The organism is Phenylobacterium sp., from assembly GCF_036501465.1.
In the GTDB taxonomy this organism is placed as follows: domain Bacteria; phylum Pseudomonadota; class Alphaproteobacteria; order Caulobacterales; family Caulobacteraceae; genus Phenylobacterium.
Map to the genome: position 1 here is coordinate 1 of NZ_DASYAF010000107.1, position 16,582 is coordinate 16,582.

The 16,582-nt window shown below is 70.7% G+C and carries 16 protein-coding genes; 9 read left to right on the plus strand and 7 right to left on the minus strand.

Annotated features, from left to right (window positions below):
* Nucleotides 1–53: 53 nt before the first annotated feature.
* A complete protein-coding gene (locus VGL85_RS11640; RefSeq protein ID WP_331589107.1) occupies nucleotides 54–1,235 on the minus strand; it encodes a citrate synthase in 1,182 nt (393 codons plus the stop codon).
* An 81-nt stretch (nucleotides 1,236–1,316) separates the two neighbouring features.
* Here VGL85_RS11640 and VGL85_RS11645 point away from each other — a divergent pair, with 81 nt between their 5' ends.
* The 5 genes from VGL85_RS11645 to VGL85_RS11665 all read left to right on the plus strand — a co-directional run bounded on the left by VGL85_RS11645 (nucleotide 1,317) and on the right by VGL85_RS11665 (nucleotide 6,102).
* Nucleotides 1,317–2,402 carry a citrate synthase/methylcitrate synthase gene (locus VGL85_RS11645; RefSeq protein WP_331589108.1) on the plus strand — a complete coding sequence of 362 codons (1,086 nt, stop codon included), beginning with the start codon at nucleotides 1,317–1,319 and terminating at the stop codon, nucleotides 2,400–2,402.
* Nucleotides 2,403–2,457: 55 nt separating this feature from the next.
* A complete protein-coding gene (locus VGL85_RS11650; protein WP_331589109.1) occupies nucleotides 2,458–3,393 on the plus strand; it encodes a cation diffusion facilitator family transporter in 936 nt (311 codons plus the stop codon).
* A gap of 122 nt (nucleotides 3,394–3,515) precedes the next feature.
* On the plus strand, nucleotides 3,516–4,208 hold the full coding sequence (locus VGL85_RS11655; RefSeq protein ID WP_331589110.1) for a glutathione S-transferase family protein: 693 nt from the start codon (nucleotides 3,516–3,518) through the stop codon (nucleotides 4,206–4,208).
* Entirely contained in the window at nucleotides 4,189–5,352 is a 1,164-nt protein-coding gene (queG, locus tag VGL85_RS11660; protein ID WP_331589111.1) for a tRNA epoxyqueuosine(34) reductase QueG, read from the plus strand. Before VGL85_RS11655 ends, queG begins: the two co-directional genes overlap by 20 nt.
* Nucleotides 5,353–5,379: 27 nt before the next feature.
* A complete protein-coding gene (locus VGL85_RS11665; RefSeq protein ID WP_331589112.1) occupies nucleotides 5,380–6,102 on the plus strand; it encodes a DUF899 family protein in 723 nt (240 codons plus the stop codon).
* 10 nt (nucleotides 6,103–6,112) lie between these two features.
* Here the strand turns inward: VGL85_RS11665 and rfbC are convergent, their stop codons facing one another.
* Nucleotides 6,113–6,670 carry a dTDP-4-dehydrorhamnose 3,5-epimerase gene (gene rfbC / locus VGL85_RS11670; RefSeq protein WP_331589113.1) on the minus strand — a complete coding sequence of 186 codons (558 nt, stop codon included), beginning with the start codon at nucleotides 6,668–6,670 and terminating at the stop codon, nucleotides 6,113–6,115.
* Between the two features lie 20 nt (nucleotides 6,671–6,690).
* Here rfbC and VGL85_RS11675 point away from each other — a divergent pair, with 20 nt between their 5' ends.
* On the plus strand, nucleotides 6,691–7,734 hold the full coding sequence (locus VGL85_RS11675; RefSeq protein ID WP_331589114.1) for a glycosyltransferase family 2 protein: 1,044 nt from the start codon (nucleotides 6,691–6,693) through the stop codon (nucleotides 7,732–7,734).
* A 102-nt stretch (nucleotides 7,735–7,836) separates the two neighbouring features.
* On the opposite strand, the gene argE is transcribed toward VGL85_RS11675, so the two are convergent.
* The gene (gene argE / locus VGL85_RS11680) at nucleotides 7,837–8,997 is read right to left on the minus strand and encodes an acetylornithine deacetylase (RefSeq protein ID WP_331589115.1); all 1,161 of its coding nucleotides are present in this window, start codon (nucleotides 8,995–8,997) and stop codon (nucleotides 7,837–7,839) included.
* 124 nt (nucleotides 8,998–9,121) lie between these two features.
* On the opposite strand from argE, the gene VGL85_RS11685 reads away from it, so the two are divergent.
* The gene (locus VGL85_RS11685) at nucleotides 9,122–10,786 is read left to right on the plus strand and encodes an MFS transporter (protein WP_331589116.1); all 1,665 of its coding nucleotides are present in this window, start codon (nucleotides 9,122–9,124) and stop codon (nucleotides 10,784–10,786) included.
* Complete coding sequence (locus tag VGL85_RS11690) at nucleotides 10,783–11,241, plus strand: GNAT family N-acetyltransferase (protein ID WP_331589117.1); 459 nt, start codon at nucleotides 10,783–10,785, stop codon at nucleotides 11,239–11,241. Before VGL85_RS11685 ends, VGL85_RS11690 begins: the two co-directional genes overlap by 4 nt.
* 10 nt (nucleotides 11,242–11,251) lie before the next feature.
* On the opposite strand, the gene VGL85_RS11695 is transcribed toward VGL85_RS11690, so the two are convergent.
* The 3 genes from VGL85_RS11695 to VGL85_RS11705 all read right to left on the minus strand — a co-directional run bounded on the left by VGL85_RS11695 (nucleotide 11,252) and on the right by VGL85_RS11705 (nucleotide 14,184).
* Nucleotides 11,252–11,773 (minus strand): FKBP-type peptidyl-prolyl cis-trans isomerase, encoded by a 522-nt coding sequence (locus VGL85_RS11695; protein WP_331589118.1) that lies wholly within the window; start codon nucleotides 11,771–11,773, stop codon nucleotides 11,252–11,254.
* 14 nt (nucleotides 11,774–11,787) lie between these two features.
* Complete coding sequence (locus tag VGL85_RS11700; protein ID WP_331589119.1) at nucleotides 11,788–12,996, minus strand: threonine ammonia-lyase; 1,209 nt, start codon at nucleotides 12,994–12,996, stop codon at nucleotides 11,788–11,790.
* Between the two features lie 126 nt (nucleotides 12,997–13,122).
* Nucleotides 13,123–14,184: a mannose-1-phosphate guanylyltransferase gene (locus tag VGL85_RS11705; RefSeq protein ID WP_331589120.1), complete on the minus strand. Its 1,062-nt coding sequence runs from the start codon at nucleotides 14,182–14,184 to the stop codon at nucleotides 13,123–13,125.
* A gap of 73 nt (nucleotides 14,185–14,257) precedes the next feature.
* On the opposite strand from VGL85_RS11705, the gene VGL85_RS11710 reads away from it, so the two are divergent.
* Entirely contained in the window at nucleotides 14,258–14,782 is a 525-nt protein-coding gene (locus tag VGL85_RS11710; RefSeq protein ID WP_331589121.1) for an HAD family hydrolase, read from the plus strand.
* A 125-nt stretch (nucleotides 14,783–14,907) separates the two neighbouring features.
* Here VGL85_RS11710 and VGL85_RS11715 read toward each other — a convergent pair whose 3' ends face one another.
* Nucleotides 14,908–16,533 (minus strand): cisplatin damage response ATP-dependent DNA ligase, encoded by a 1,626-nt coding sequence (locus tag VGL85_RS11715; protein ID WP_331589122.1) that lies wholly within the window; start codon nucleotides 16,531–16,533, stop codon nucleotides 14,908–14,910.
* Between the last annotated feature and the right edge of the window lie 49 nt (nucleotides 16,534–16,582).

A 16,582-nucleotide genomic window follows, 5' to 3' on the forward strand; every position in this document is an offset into this window, starting at 1 on the left:
CTGCTCTCGGCGCGCAAGGCGTTCTACGAGGCCGGCGTCTAGCGGCGCTCCCCCTACCCGAACTCCGGCTCCGGCCCCACGTAGCGCGCCCGCGGGCGGATCAGGACGTCTGCCTGGCCCTGTTCGATGGCGTGGGCGATCCAGCCGGCGCAACGGGCCACCGAGAACAGGGCGAAGGGCGCGTCGGGCGGCAGCCGCAGCGCCTCGCAGGCGGCCAGCAGGGTGAAGTCCACATTGGGATCGAGGCCGGCCACGGCCTTCACCGCCTGCTGCAGGGCGAGCAGGTCCGGCGGCGGGCTGAAGTGTTCCAGCAGGGCGGCGGCGCGCGGGTCGCCATCGGGATAGAGCATGTGGCCGAAGCCCGGCAGGGCGCGGTCCTCCATCAGCCGATTGGCGATCGCCTGGCGAGGCCCGAGCTGGGCGGCCTCGGCCGCGAAGGTGCGCACCGCCGCCGTGGCCCCGCCGTGCCGTGGGCCGGAAAGAGTCGACAAGCCCGCGAGCGCACTGGCCGCCAGCGAAGCGCCGGTCGAGGCCGCCACCCGCGCGGCGAAGGCCGAGGGGTTCAGCTCGTGGTCGGCGATCAGCACCAGCATGCGGCGGACGAGATCCGCGCCGGGCCCTCCGGGCCCCTGGCCCCAGGCCAGCGCAAGGCGGTTGTGGATCGCCCCGCCCCAAGCTTCGCCCGCCACGGCGTCGGTAAGCACGTCGAGCAGGGTGGCGGCCTCCACGGCGAGCGCCAGCGGGTGGCGGCCGCGCGCCGGCGGGTCCGCGCCGGCCCGCAGCGCCAGGGCCAGGTAGGCGCGGGTGCGCATGTCCGGATGCTCCGGCGGGTCGGGCCGGTCGGTGCGCTTGAGCGCCGCGCCGTGGCCGCCGCGCAGCAGGCGGGCCACCGATTCCAGGGTCTCGCTGTCGGCGAGCCGGATGGCGTCGCGGCCCCGGTAGAACAACCGCCCGCCGGCCACGGTGGTGATCTCGGACGCCAGCACCGGCTCGCCCCAGGCGATGGCCCCGGCGGCGACGTCGGAGACCTTGCGGCTGCGGCTCTTGCGCTGGGTGAGCGCGGTGATGTCGGCGGCGCGGTAGAGGCTGCGGCGCGGATCGCGCGGATCGGGGCGCACCTGCACCCGGCCGCGGCTGACGTAGGCGTAGAGGGTCTGAGGCCGCACACCCAGGCGGTCGCGGGCGTCCTCGGCGGCGATCCAATCGCCTGACGGCCTGGGGGCGGTTGCGGTCATATATTGATTATATTGATCAAGATTGACGAAGCCAATGTGAAGGCATTTCTGACGGGCAGCAAGCGAGATCTGGAGACGGCCATGTCGGAGGGGTTGGAAGGCGTTGTCGCCGCGAACACGGTGCTGTCGGAGGTGGACGGCCAGGCCGGCCGGCTGATCATCCGCGGCCACGACCTGGACGAGCTGGCCGGGCGCGCCACCTTCGAGCAGGTCACGCGCCTGTTGTGGGACGGGTTCTTCGAGCCCTTGCCGCAGGACCTCGCGCCGGCGCTGGCCGCCGCCCGGGCGGAGGTGTTCGCCGAAGTCTCGGCCCTGGACAGCGGCCTGCTGGACCGCACGCCAATCGAAGGAATGCGGGCGCTGACCGCGCGGCTGGCCGACGGCGACAGCCTGGCGACCGCGCTGCGCCTCACCGCCGCGCCGGCGGTGTTCACCGCGGCCATGGTGCGCGCCCTGGCGGGCGAGGCGCCGGTCAGGCCGGACCCGTCGCTCAGCCACGCCGCCGACGCCCTGCGCATGCTGCGTGGCAAGGCGCCCAGCGAAGCCGAAACCGCGGCGTTGGACACCTATTTGGTGACGGTCAGCGACCATGGCCTGAACGCGTCCACCTTCACCGCGCGGGTGATCGCCTCGACGCAGGCCGGCCTGGCCTCGGCGGTGCTGGGCGGGATCAGCGCGCTGAAGGGGCCGCTGCACGGCGGCGCGCCGGGGCCGGTGATCGACATGCTGGACGGCATCGGCAGGCCGGCGAACGCGCGCGCCTGGATCGAGGGCGCGCTCGACCGCGGCGACCGGCTGATGGGCTTCGGCCACCGGGTCTACCGGGTGCGCGACCCGCGCGCCGACGCGCTGAAGGCCGCGGTGCGCAAGCTCACCGAAGGCTCCAATGCCGCGCCGGGCCGGCTGGCCTTCGCCGAGGCTGTGGAGGCCGCCGCCCTGGTGATCCTGAAGGAGCGCAAGCCCGACCGGGCGCTGGACACCAACGTCGAGTTCTACACGGCGCTCCTGCTGGAGGCCCTGGCTTATCCGCCGAACGCCTTCACCTGCGTCTTCGCCACCGGCCGCGTCGCCGGTTGGATCGCCCACGCCCGCGAGCAGGTGATGGGCGGCCGGCTGATCCGCCCGGCGTCGAACTATGTGGGTCCCTGGCCGAAGAAGGCGGCCTGAGAGCTGAGAGTCGTTCGCGCTGGCGCGGCCGTTCCCGCGCCCTAAATTCCGCTCCATGACCGAACCCCACGGCCTGACGCCCCAGGAGACCTTCGCGCTGACCCGGCGCGTCACCCTCTATTCGGTGGCGACGGCGGGGGTCCTGGTGACGATCAAGATCGCGGCCTGGCTGGCGTCGGGCTCGGTGGCGCTCCTGGCCTCGACGGCGGATTCCGGCCTCGACCTCCTGGCCTCGCTCACCACCTTCTTCGCCGTGCGCTACGCCGCCGCGCCACCGGACGCCGAGCACCGCTATGGCCATGGCAAGGCCGAGGGCTTCGCGAGCCTGGTGCAGGCCGGCCTGGTGTTCGCGTCGGCCGCCCTGATCGGCCAGCAGGCGATCGAGGACCTGATCCATCCCAGGCCGATCGCCGACGGCGCCTGGGCGCTGGCGGTGATGGGCGTCTCGGTGGTGCTGACCGGGGTGCTGATCGCCGCCCAGAGCCAGGTGCTGAAGAAGGCCGCCTCCGTGGCGGTTTCCGGCGACCGGGCGCACTACGCCGCCGACTTCGCCTCCAACCTGGTCGCGCTGGCCGGCATCGGCCTCGCCGCCTTCCTGGGGCTGAACAGCCTGGACGCCGTCGCCGCCCTGGCGATCGCGGCCTTGCTGCTGTGGGGCGCGGTGGGCGTGTTCCGCGAGGCCTCCGGCCAGCTGATGGACCACGAGTTGCCCGACGAGGTGCGCGCCCAGATCGTGGCGCTGATGACCAAGGACCCGCAGGTGACCGACGTCCACCAATTGCGCACGCGCGCCGCCGGACCTTACGTCCACATCCAGATGCATGTGGACATGGACCCCAAGCTGACGCTGGAGGCGGCGCACAAGGCGATCGTCGCCGCCGAGAAGCGGGTGCTCGACGCCTTCCCCGCCGCCGACATCATTATCCACGCCGATCCGCGCGGCCGGGCGGAGCCGCACGGCGGGGCCTTCGCCGAAACCCACGCGGCCTAGGGCGAGATAAATCGGCGGCGAATGGCGCCGGGGCGGCGTAGTAAACGAGCCCTTAAGGGGTGGAGCGTCCATTGGGGCCAACGATTCGTACTGCCGAGAGTTATCGGTAAGACCCGGACCCGATGAGCGTCGAACGCATCCTCCACCACTTCCCGCTGGACCCGGCCTCGCGCCAGGTGCGCTTGACGCTGGGCGAGAAGCGGCTGGCGTTCACCGAAGTCCAGGTCCGCTATTGGGAGCGGCCGAAGGAACTGACGGCGATGAACCCGTCCGGGATGGTCCCGGTGCTGGAGGAGACCGACACCGACCTCGGACGCCACCTGGTGCTGTGCGAAACCCGCGCCATCCTCGACCACCTGGAGGAATCGACGCCCGAACCGGCGCTGCTGGGCCGCGATCCGGGCGAGCGGGCCGAGGCGCGCCGGCTGCTCAGCTGGTTCGACCGCAAGTTCGAGTTCGAGGCCGGCGGCTACATCCTGCACGAGAAGATGGAGAAGCGGCTGTTCGGCCTGGGCGCGCCTGACCTGAACAATTTGCGCCAGGGGCGCGACGGCCTGCGCGCGCACCTGTTCTACATCGACAAGCTGCTCCAGGAGCGCGAGTGGCTGGCGGGGCGCCGGCTATCGCTGGCCGATTTCGCCGCCGCTGCGCACCTGTCGGTCATCGACTATTGCGGCGACATGCCCTGGCCGGACTTCCCGGCGGTGAAGACCTGGTACATGAAGCTGAAGTCGCGCCCCTGCTTCCGGCCGCTCCTGGCCGACCGCTGGCCGGGCCTGGCGCCGCCCAGGAACTATGACGACCTCGACTTCTGAGCGTCCTGAAGACCTGACCAGTCCCGAATCCCAGATCAGGGCCGAGGCGCTCAGGCTCGGCTTCGACCTCTGCCGATTCACCCGCGTGGACGAAGCCTGGAACGCCGGCGCGCGGCTGGCCGAATATGTGGCCGCCGGCCGCCACGGCGAAATGGCCTGGCTGGCCGAGACCGCCGAGCGGCGGGCACACCCGCAGGCCATGTGGGCCGACGCGCGCGCGGCGATCGTGCTGGGGATGAACTACGGGCCGGACCACGACCCGCTGGCGATCCTCTCCGAGCCGGCGAAGGGGGCGATCAGCGTCTACGCCCAGGGCGACGACTATCATGAGCTGATCAAGGGCCGGCTGAAGCAGCTCGGCGGCTGGCTGCAGGCGCGTTTCGGCGGGGCGCTGAAGGTGTTCGTGGACACCGCGCCCTTGCTGGAAAAGCCGCTGGCCGAGCGCGCCGGCCTGGGCTGGCAGGGAAAGCACACCAACCTGGTCAGCCAGGCGTTCGGCTCCTGGCTGTTCCTGGGCTCGATCCTGACCACCCTGGAGCTTTCGCCCGACCCGGCGGAAGCCAACCACTGCGGGACCTGCCACGCCTGCCTGGACATCTGCCCGACGGACGCCTTCCCCGCGCCCTACCAGCTCGATGCGCGCCGCTGCATCTCCTACCTGACCATCGAGCTCAAAGGGGCCATCCCGCGGGAATTCCGGGCCGCGCTCGGCAACCGCATCTACGGCTGCGACGACTGCCTGGCGGTCTGCCCCTGGAACAAGTTCGCCGAGACCGCCCGCGAAGCCGCCTTCCACGCCCGCGACGTCTTGCGCGCGCCGGCGCTGGCCGAGCTGGCGCGGCTGGACGATGCGGCCTTCCGCGCCCTGTTCGCCAAGAGCCCGGTCAAACGCATCGGTCGCGACCGCTTCGTGCGCAACGTCCTCTACGCGATCGGCAACTCGGGCGAGCCGGTCCTGGCGGCGGAGGCGGAGCGCTCGCTGGACGACCCCTCGCCCGTGGTGCGCGGCGCGGCGGTCTGGGCGCTTTGGCGGCTATTGGAAGGCCCGGCGTTCGACAGGTTGAAAGCGGCGCGGGAACCTGAAGAAGCCGACGTGGCCGTCCGCGAGGAATGGCAGGAACCCCGATCCGTCGTGGCGGGTTGACCAGGTTTCCACGTGGGAGACCCCGTCATGGCCGATGGCTCCAACCTGCGCCCCGCCAAGGCGATCGCGCAAAGCAATCACGCCCGCCAGCCGCACGAGAGCGCCGAGTACCGCCAGGCCCGCGAGGCCCTGCTGGCCGAGGAGATCGAGCTCAACCGCCACATCGCCCGCGTCGCCGCCCAGCGCCGCGCCCTGCCGCCCGGCGGGGAAGTGAAGGGCGACTACCAGTTCCTGGGCGAGGCCAGCAGCGTGCAGGGCGCCAATCCGGTGGGGTTCGGCGAGCTGTTCGGCGATCAGGACACCCTGTTCGTCTACAACTGGATGTACGGCCCCAAGCGCCAGCGGCCTTGCCCCATGTGCACGGCGCTGCTGAGCTGCCTGAACGGCAACGCCGACCACATCCGCCAGCGTATCGCGCTCGCGGTCGTCGGCCTTTCCCCCATCGAGCGGCAGGTGGCCTTCAAGGTCGAGCGCGGCTGGAAGAACCTGCCGATGTACGCCGACGTCAACGGCAAGTTCAGCCAGGACTACCACGCGATCATGGACGACGGGACCGACACCGCCGCCTACAACGTCTTCACCCGCAAGGACGGGACCATCCGGCACTTCTGGGGCGCGGAGCTGGGGTTCGAGTCGGCCGATCCGGGCAAGGACCCGACCACCGAGCCCGACCTGATGGTGCTGTGGAACGTGCTGGACCTGACGCCGGGCGGGCGCGGGACCGACTGGTACCCCAGCATCACCTACTAGGCGTCGTCCGTTAGAATCCTGTCTTGCCCAGGTCCTTGAGCCGGGGCTGGACCTTGTCCTTGTCCGAGAGCATCGGATCGACGTCGAGCGGCCACGCGACACCGATGTCGGGGTCGTTCCAGATGACGCCGCCCTCAGCCCCAGGCGCGTAGTCGTTGTCGACCTTGTAGAAGATCTCGCAGTCGTCGGTCAGCGTCATGTAGGCGTGGGCGAAGCCGGGCGGCACCCAGATCTGCTCGCCTGCCTCGGCGGTCAGTGTGGCGGCGGCCCATTGGCCGAAGGTCGGCGAGCCCGCGCGGATGTCGACCGCCACGTCGAACACTGCGCCGCGCAGCACCCGCACCAGCTTGCCCTGGGCGAAGGGCGGCTTCTGGAAGTGCAGGCCGCGCAGGGTGCCCTTCCGGGCGCTGAACGCCTGGTTGTCCTGCACGAAGACGGGTTCAAGCCCGGCGGCGGCCGAGAGCGCCTTCTTGCTCCAGGTCTCAGAGAACCAGCCGCGCGCATCGCCATGGCGCTTCGGCGTGATAAGCAGGACCTCGGCGAGGGCCAGGGGCGTGATCGTCGTCATTTTGGCTCGGACTTTGAGGCGTGGACCTTCGGATGGCGCGGCGCACGGCGGAAGGCAAGCCCCCAGCGGCCCGGCCCGCGCCCGCCGTCAGCATCGTGGTGGTGGTCTATGAGTCCGGCCCGACGCTGTCGGAATGCCTGGCGGCCATCCGCGCGCAGAGCTTTTCCGACTATGAGCTGATCCTGGTCGACAACGCGTCTTCGGACCGCACCGCCCAGGCGGCGAAGGCGGCCGATCCGCGAATCCGGCTGATCGAGAACCCGCAGAACCTGGGGTTCGCCGCCGCCGTGAACCAGGGCGCGCGGGCGGCGACGGGCGCCTGGCTGGCGCTGCTCAACCCCGACGCCTTCGCCGATCCGGACTGGCTGGCGAAGCTGATCGCGGCGGCTGGGGCCAATCCGGCGGTGCGCTGTTTCACCTCACGCCAGCTGATGGCCGACGATCCGAGCGTGCTCGATGGGCTGGGGGACGTGATGTCGCTGGCCGGCTATCCGTTCCGCGGCGGCTACACCCACAAGGACCCTGGCGCCATCGCGCCCGGCTGGGTGTTCTCGGCCTGCGGCGGGGCGATGATGGTCGCGCGCGACCTGTTCCTGGGCGTGGGTGGGTTCGACGAGCGGCTGTTCTGCTACTGCGAGGACGTCGACCTGGGCTATCGCCTGCGCCTGATCGGCGAGCCGACGCTGCTGGTTCCCGACGCGGTGGTGCGCCACGTGGGCTCGGCCTCCACCGGCGGGCGGCGCAGCGACTTCGCGGTGTTCCACGGCACCCGCAACCGCTTCTGGGTCTTCGTGAAGGACACCCCGCCGGTGCTGTTCTGGCTGACCCTGCCGCTGCATATCGCCGCCACGGTGGTGCTGTTCGCCCGTCACGCCACGCGCGGCGAGCTCGCCACGCCGATCAAGGGGCTGGCCGCAGGGATCGCCAATGTGCGGGTGGCGGTGGAGGCCCGGCGCGAGGCCCAGGCGACGCGCAAGGTGGGCTCCTGGGGGATCGCGCGGGCGATGAGCTGGAACCCGCTGGACCTGCTGCTGCGGCGCGCCTTCGTGCAGCGGCGCCGCTGACCCTCTCCCTACCCTCTCCCTCTCGCTTCGCGGGGGAGAGGAGGCTGAAGCCCGGGCACAATCTCCTCTCCCCCGAAGAGAGGGAGAGGATCAAGGAGAGGGCTACGACGCCGCCCACTCCGTCAGCCGGCGCATGAAGTCGACGCCGCGCTCCATCTGGCTGATCTCCACATATTCGTCCGGCTGGTGGGCCTGCAGGATCGAGCCGGGGCCACAGAGGATGGTGGAGAGCCCGCCGCGCTGGAACTGGCCGGCCTCGGTGGCGAAGGAGACCACCCGCGGCGGGCCGTTGTCGCCGGCCAGGCGGCGCGCGAAGGCCTCGGCCGCCCCGCCAGGCTCCGGCGCGAACCCGGGGACGTTGGAATGCATGTGCCAGGCCACGCCGGCCTCCGGCGCGCGGGCCTTCAGGGCCGCATCGGCGGCTTTCGCCAGGTCGAAGAAGCCGGCCAGGACCTTGTGAGGTTCCAGCGGCGGCGGGACGCGCAGGTCGAAGACGAACGTGCACTCGCGGGCCAGGATGTTGTGCGCCGTGCCGCCATTGACCATGCCGATGGTCAGGGTCGCGCCCTTGGGCGTGAAGGGCGAGGCCGGGTCTGCGTCGCGCTCCAGCCGCTCGGCGAGGTCCACAAGATAGGCCATCAGCTTCACCGCCGCCGACACCGCTGAGACGCCTTGCTGGGTCTGGCTGGAATGGGCCTCGCGGCCGGTGACGGTGACGTGGAAGGTGGCGATGCCCTTGTGGCCGCCCACGGCCTGCATGTCGGTGGGCTCGCCCACCACCACGAACGCCGGCTTCGGCAGTTCGCGGCCGATGACCTCGATCATCGCCGGCGCGCCCAGGCAGCCGATCTCCTCATCGTAGGAGAAGGCCAGGTGCACCGGGCGCTGTGGCCGCGCGGCGATCACGTCCGGCACGGCGGCCAGCGCCAGGGCCAGGAAGCCCTTCATGTCGCAGGTTCCGCGCCCGTAGAGCCGGCCGTCCTTCTCGACTACCGTCCAGGGATCGCTGCTCCAGGGCTGGCCGTCCACCGGCACCACGTCGGTATGGCCGGAGAGCACCGCCCCCCCTTCGACGTTCGGGCCGATGGTGGCCAGCAGGTTGGATTTGGTCCCGTCGGCGTTGGCCACCCGGCGGTGCGCCGCGCCGTGGCGATCGAGGTAGGCCTCGACCCATTCGACAAGCGCCAGGTTGGAGTTGCGCGAGGTGGTGTCGAACCCGATCAGGGTCTCGAGGATGCCGCGCGTCGTGGCAAGATCGGTCATGGGCGAAGGCATAGACCGCCGCACCGGAAGGCTCAAAGAAAAGCGTGGGGGAAAGCCGTGGCGCCGATCGCGAGGCCATGGCTAACTGTCGCCAACGACAAAAACGACATCGGGAAACATCAGGATGGCCGACATCGCCCTTGAGCCGGGGGCCGCGGCGCCTTCGGAGCCCCGCTTCGCGCCGGTCAGCGCCGCCTATGGGCGCTATGCGCTCACCCTGCTGGTCCTGATCTACACCGTGAACTTCCTGGACCGGCAGATCATCACCACCGTCGGCGAGGCCATCAAGATCGACCTGAAGCTGACCGACACCCAGATGGGGGCGCTGGGCGGCATCTTCTTCGCCTTCGTCTACACGGTGCTGGGCATCCCGATCGCGCGGGTGGCCGACAAGGCGAACCGGCCGCTGGTGATGACGCTGTCGCTGGCGGTCTGGAGCGGATTCACGGTGCTGTCCGCCTACGCCAGGAGCTACGGGGTCCTGGCGATCTCGCGCGCCGGGGTCGGGATCGGCGAGGCCGGGTGCTCGCCCACGGCGCATTCGCTGCTGGCCGACTATTTCCCGCAGCAGAAGCGGGCGACGGCGCTGGCGATCTATTCCATGGGCATATCGATCGGCACGCTGCTCGGCATGGCGATCGGCGGGATCGTGGCCGAGCACTACGGCTGGCGGGCGGCCTTCCTGGTGGCGGGCCTGCCGGGCCTGATCTTCGCGGTGGTGGCGATCCTGACGCTGCGCGAGCCCCGCAGTCAGCTGGCCCAGGATGCGCGCGCGGCGCACGACGCCCAGAATCACATGTCGCTCGCCCTGGTGTTCACCGCCCTGGAACAGCGGCCGACCTTCTGGCTGTTCGCCATGGGCGGGGCGCTGACCTCGTTCGTCAGCTATGCCCACGGACAGTTCTTCACGCCGTTCTTCCTGCGCAACCACTCGCCGGAGCTGACCCAGCTCGCGGCGCAGTTCGGCATGGCGCCGGCGCCGGGCAAGCCGCCGCTGGGCTTCGTGGCGCTGGCGCTGGGCCTGGGCGCGGGCGTCGGCGGGGCGTTCGGCTCCTGGCTGGGCGGCGTGCTGGCCGACAAGCTGGGGCAGAAGGACGTGCGCAACTATGCGCTGTTTCCTCTGCTCGTGCCGTTCGTGAGCCTGCCGGTCCTCTGGTATGCGGCGGCCACGGACAACATGGCGCTCGCGCTCATCCTCCTGCTCATCCCAAACATTGGGGTCGGCGCCTGGTGGGGCCCGGTCTACGGCAGCGTGCAGACCATGACGCCGCCGGCGATGCGGGCGCTCAGCGCCGCGGTGCTGCTGTTCGTGATCAACATGATCGGCCTGGGCGGCGGCCCGACGGCCTTCGGCATCGTCACCGACCTGATGACCAACCGCGACCTCAGCGGCACGGGCCTGGACGTGATCGCCTGCAAGACCGCGGTGGGCGCAGCCAAGGCGACCTGCGCGCACGCCTCGGCGCACGGGATCAAGCTCACGGTCTATCTGTCGACGGCGATCATTCCGCTGGCGATGGCCTGCTTCCTGGCCAGCCGCTGGACCATCGCGGCCGACATGGCCAAGGGCGACCAGCTGCCCACGGCCCCCATGTCCACGACCAAGCTCTGCGCCTACTTCTTCCTGGCCGGGGCGATCCCGGGCGGGTTCCTGGGCAACGCCTCGGCCATGTTCTTCAAGCCGGCGCCGCCGAACCTGTGGATCATCGGCCTGGTGATCGGCGGGCTCATGGGCGTGGCCCTGGGGCTGGCGATCGCAGCGGCGGGGCGCAAGCCCGCGACAGCTTGAGGATCACCCTGCGGCCGGCGCGCCGCGAAGACGTGGCGGCGATCGTGCGCCTGCTGGCCGACGATCACCTGGGCGGCGAGCGCGAGACGGTCAGCGACCCGCCGGAGCCAGCCTATCTCGCCGCCTTCGACAAGGTGGCCGCCGATCCCCGCAACCTGCTGGCGGTGGCGCAGGACGGCGCGGGAGCCGTGGTCGGGACCCTGCAGATGACCTTCATCCCCGGCCTGTCGAACCAGGGGGCGGAGCTGGCGCTGATCGAAGCCGTGCGGGTGGATTCAAGCCTGCGGGGCCGCGGCGTCGGCCAGGTGATGATCCGCTGGGCGATGGATGAGGCGCGGCGGCGCGATTGCGCCAATATCGAACTGCTGGCGCACAACAGCCGCACCGACGCGCATCGGTTCTATGAGCGGCTGGGCTTCATCCGCAGCCACGCCGGGATGCGGCGGCCGCTCTAGCCGGCCTGGATCAACCGTTCTGCACGCTGCCCGGGCCGGGCAGGAAGTCGATCAGCTCGATCTTGAAGATCAGGGCGGCGCCGGGCGGGATCGGGCCCTGGCCGTCGGCTCCGTAGCCCAGCTCAGGCGGCACATAGAGCATCCAGACATCGCCCGGGCGCATCATCGGCAGGGCCTCCTGCCAGGCCTTGACCAGGCCGTTCAGGGGCATGGCGGCCGGCTGGCCCCGCTCGTAGGAGCTGTCGAACACCGTGCCGTCGATCAGCTTGCCCTCGTAGTTGACCTTCACCTCGTCGCCGGGATGCGGCTTGTTGCCCGAGGCCGGACCGGAGTGGACGATCTTGTATTCCAGGCCATCCGGCAGGGTGACGACGCCGGGCTCCTTGGCGGTCTTGGCCATGAAGGCCTTGGCTGCCTTGGACTGGTCGCCCGCCACCGGCCCCTGGCCGCCGCCCGCATCGGCGGCCGACTTGGGCTGGCAGGCCGCGAGCGCCAGGGCGGCGGTCAAGGCGATCATCAGACGACGGATCATAAAGCCTACCTCTGCTAGACTGCCCGCGGCGGATAGCCCGCCTCGCGAAGCGCGTCCATGATCTCCTGGGTATGCTGCGCGTCGCGGGTCTCGATCAAGATGTCGAACTCCGCGCCCTTGGCCGGCACATCCAGGGCCAGGCGGTTGTGAGCCACCTCGATGATGTTGGCGCCCAGGCGCCCGATGATCGCCGAGACCGTGCCCAGCAGGCCCGGCCGGTCGTCGCCGATGATCCGTAGACTGACGATCCTTTGCTCGCGGACCAGCTCGCGGGTCAGCACCGAGGCCAGCAGGCGCGTGTCGATGTTGCCGCCGGTGACCACCAGGCCGCAGGCCTTGCCCCTGAACCGCTCGGGATAGGCCAGCAGGGCGGCCAGCGAGCCCGCGCCAGCGCCCTCGGCCACGGTCTTCTCGATGTTGCAGTACAGCGCCACGGCGCGCTCGAAGAATGGCTCCTCGATCAGCAGCACTTCGTCCACCAGCGGGCGGACCACCGAATAGGAGAGGTCGCCCACCTGCTTGACCGCGATCCCCTCGGCGATGGTCGCCCCGCCGGAGGCGACGCCGGCGTTCACCCCGCGCATCTTGGCGGTGAACGAGGGGTACATGGCGGGCTCAAGGCCCACGATCTTGACGTCCGGCTTGATGTGCTTGGCCGCCGTGGCCATGCCGGCGATCAGGCCACCGCCGCCGATCGGGATCGGCAGAACCTCCAGCTCCGGCACGTCCTCCAGCATCTCCAGCGCCACCGTGCCCTGGCCGGCCATGACGTCGAGGTCGTTGAACGGGTGGACGAACACCAGGTCGCGGTCGTCGCGCAGCTTCATGGCGTAGGCGGCGGCCTCGTCATAGACCTCGCCCTCGATCACCACCTCGGCGCCATGGGCGCGGGTCTGCTGCACCTTCACGAAGGGCGTGCCGCGCGGCATGACGATGGTCACCGGGATGCCGAGCCGGGCGGCGTGGTAGCTCAGGCCCTGGCTGTGGTTGCCGGCCGAGGCGGCGATCACGCCGCGTTTCTTTTCCGCCTCAGTGAGCTGCAGCAGTTTGTTCAGCGCGCCGCGCTCCTTGTAGGCGGCGGTGAACTGCAGGTTCTCGAATTTCACCCAGACCTTGGCCCCGGTGATTTCCGACAGCGTCTTCGACGCGCGGCATGGCGTGCGTTCGATGTGACCCTGCAGCCGGTCTCGGGCTGCGAGGATGTCGTCGAAAGCGAGGGTCATGGCGGGCCGCCGGGAAGAGCTGAAGGGTGAAAAAAGGCGCGCAACCTACCGAGGCGAGGCCTGTGGAGCAATCTTGTGCTGCTGCATGTGCGAAAACGCCTCGCCCCACAAGGGCAGAAGCGAGGTTCAGAGCAAATCTTCCCGTCCGGCCTTGCGCACCGCCTCCACCGCCGCACGGACGGCGCCCGGCGCATCGCGGCGGGTGACCAACACCACCCCGTTTTCGACGATCACCGCCAGGTCCTCGACGCCGGCCAGGACGACGGTCAGGCCATCGGAGATCGCCAGGTTGTTCGCGGTGTCGGCGGCGATGACGGGGCCCTGCAGCACATCGCCCGCGGCGGTCTTGTCGCCCTCGGCCCACAGGGCGTCATAGGCGCCCACGTCGCTCCAGCCCACGTCTGCGGCGACCACCACGGCCCGGTCGGTGCGTTCGAAAACGGCGACGTCCACCGGCAGGGCCGGGACGGCGCGGAAGGCTTCGCCCAAACGCAGGGTGTCGCCGTCGCGGGCGGCCTGGGCGAAGGCGGCGCGGGCCGCGGCGACAAGGTCCGGCGCGGTGCGCTCCGCCTCGGCCAGGAAGGCGTCGGGTTGGAACAGGAAGATGCCGGCGTTCCAGCTGTAGGCCGGGTCGGCGAGATAGGCTCGGGCGGTGGCCAGGTCCGGCTTCTCCACGAAGGCGGCGACCTTGCTCACCGGCCCGTCGCCCGCTTCGGCGCGGATGTAGCCGTAGCCGGTCTCCGGCGCCGTCGGCGTGACGCCGAAGATCACCAGCGCGCCGGCCTCAGCCGCCGGCGCGCCCTGGGCGATCGCGGCGCGCAGGGCGGCGGGGTCGGCGATGCGCGCGTCGGCGCTCAGCAGCAGCACCAGCGGCGCGCCCGCCTGCTCAGCCGCCAGCGCCGAGACCACCGCGGCGGCGGCGGTGTGGCGTCCCTCGGGCTCCAGGATCAGGGCGGCGGGCGCGACGCCCACCTCTGCCAACTGAGCCCGCGTCAGGTCGGCGTGAGCGGCATTGCCGATGACCATGGGCGCGGCGAAGGCCTCAGTCGCAAAGCGCAGCGCGGTGTCCTGGATCAAGGTGCGCGCGCCGCCCAGGGCATGGAACTGCTTGGGCCGCGCCTGCCGCGACAGGGGCCAGAGCCGGGTTCCGGCGCCGCCGGACATCAGGACGGGCGTGATCTTCACCATCAGGGACGTCTTTAGGCGGCGTCCGCGCGTTTTGAAATCACCCAGCCACCGCAAGCGCCGCTATAGTCGCCCCGTGTCCTCCCCGCCGCTTCGCCCCGCCCTGTTCCTCGACCGCGACGGCGTGCTGAACGAGGACCGCGGCTATGTCTCGCGCTGGGAGGACTTCCGCTGGATCCCGGGTGCGCGCGAGGCGGTGGCGGCGTTCAACCGCGCCGGCTGGCTGGTGATCGTGGTGACCAACCAGTCGGGCGTCGGGCGCGGCTACTACACCGAGGACGCCATGCACGCCTTGCATGCGCGGATGGGCGAGGACCTGGCGGCGGCGGGCGGGCGGATCGACGCCTTCTACCATGCGCCCCAGCATCCCGACGCGCCGGCGAAGGCCTATCGCCACCCCGACCCGCCGCTGCGCAAGCCCAATCCGGGAATGATCCTGCAGGCGCTGCAGGACTGGCCCATCGACCGCGAGGCCTCGCTGCTGATTGGCGACAAGCCCTCGGACCTGGCGGCGGCGGAGCGGGCCGGCGTGCGCGCGGCGCTGTTCGAGGGTGGGAACCTGTTGCGGTTCCTGACGATGGAAGACCTTCTCCCACGATAGCCGTCATCCTCCGGTCGCCCGAAGAGGCGGTCCGGGGGACCCATTCGGCCTGGCCTATCGTGCGATCTAGCTTGGGTCCCCCGGATCAGCCTTCAGCTGACCGGAGGAAGGGAGATAGGGGTGAACTAGCGCCCCTCCATCTGCGCCAGCATCCGCTCCAGAGTCGCCAGTTCGTCCGCTTCCCCGGGCGGCTTGTCCCAGCGGATGCGGTTGATGCGCGGGAAGCGCATGGCGACGCCGCTCTTGTGGCGGGTGGAGCGTTGCAGCCCCTCGAAGGCGACCTCGAACACCAGGCCGTGACGCGGCTCGGCGCGCACCGAGCGGACCGGGCCGAAGCGTTCGACCGTATTGTCGCGCACGTGCTTGTCGATCTTTCTCAGCTCCTCGTCGGTGAAGCCGAAGTAGGCCTTGCCGACCGGAGTCAGGATCCGCTGGCCGAGCTCGTCGATGGTCCAGACCCCGAAGGTGTAGTCGGAGTAGAAGCTGGAGCGCTTGCCGTGGCCACGCTGGGCGTACATCAGCACCGCGTCGATTAGGAATGGGTCGCGCTTCCACTTGAACCAGGGGCCCTTGGGGCGGCCGGCCTCATAGACCGAGTCCCAACGCTTCAGCATCAGGCCCTCGGCGATCTGCGGGTCGCCCGGCGGCGGATCGGACCGGAGGCGCGCGAGTTCTGGCCAAGTGGCGAACGGCTGCATCGGCGACAGGTCGATGCGTGGGCTGGCCTCCTTGGCGACGAAGGCCTCCAGGCGCTTTCGGCGCTCGGCGAAGGGCAGGACCCGTGTGTCCTCGGCCCCCTCGGCCAGCAGGTCGTAGGCGCGGATGGCGGCGGGAAAGGCCGCCAAGGCTTTCGCGTCGACGATCTTGCGGTTCAGCCGCTGTTGCAGGTCGGCGAACGACGCCACCTTGCCGTCGCGCATCACCAGCAGCTCGCCGTCGATGACGCCCTCGGCCTGCAGGGCGTCGACCACGTCGGGGAAGGACTTGGAGATGTCGTCGCCGGTCCGCGTGTAGAGCCGCCGCACCCCGGCCTCGTTCACCGCCTGGACGCGGATGCCGTCCCACTTCCATTCGGCGGCGTAGTCGGCGGGATCGAGCTTCTCGAAGTCCACGGCCTCGTCGATGGCCTGGGCCAGCATGGCCGGGCGGAAGCGGCCGGGGTTCTCGCTCGACGGCCGCTCGGCGCGGCCCTCCAGCCAGGCGAACAGGTCCTCATAGGGCGGATGCAGCGCGTGCCAGATTTCCTCCACCTCGGAGACCGGCGCCGGCGGGTCTGCCATCTCGGCGGCGGCGCGCTTGGCCAGGCGCGCGGTCATGCCGACCCGAAGCGCGCCGGTCATCAGCTTCAAGAGCGCCCAGCGGCCGGTGGGCTGTAGGGCGTCCAGCCAGCCCTCGATCAGCCGCTGGACCTCGGCCCGGCTCGCGCCCCTGAGCGCGTCCACCACCTCCGACAGCTCCGGCTCGCGATTGGCGCCCGGCCGCGCGGGCCAGACCAGGGCCACGGTCTCGGCCAGGTCGCCGACATATTCGTAGGACCACCAGAAGAGCTGCGGGTCCATCCGCTCCTCCACCGCCTTGCGGATGAAGGCGGGCTTCGCCGCGTCGAAGCTGAGGTCGCCGGTCAGCGCCGCCAGCGCCCAGCCGCGATCCGGGTCCGGCGTCTCGCGCAGATAGTCGCTGACCATCCGCAGCTTCGCGTTGCGCGACGCGGTCAGCGACAGCCGGTCGAGAAGGTCGGCGAAGGCGCGCATCAGGTCCTTGAGATAGGCGCCGGAGATGGCCGGCGCCTAGCCAAGCGCA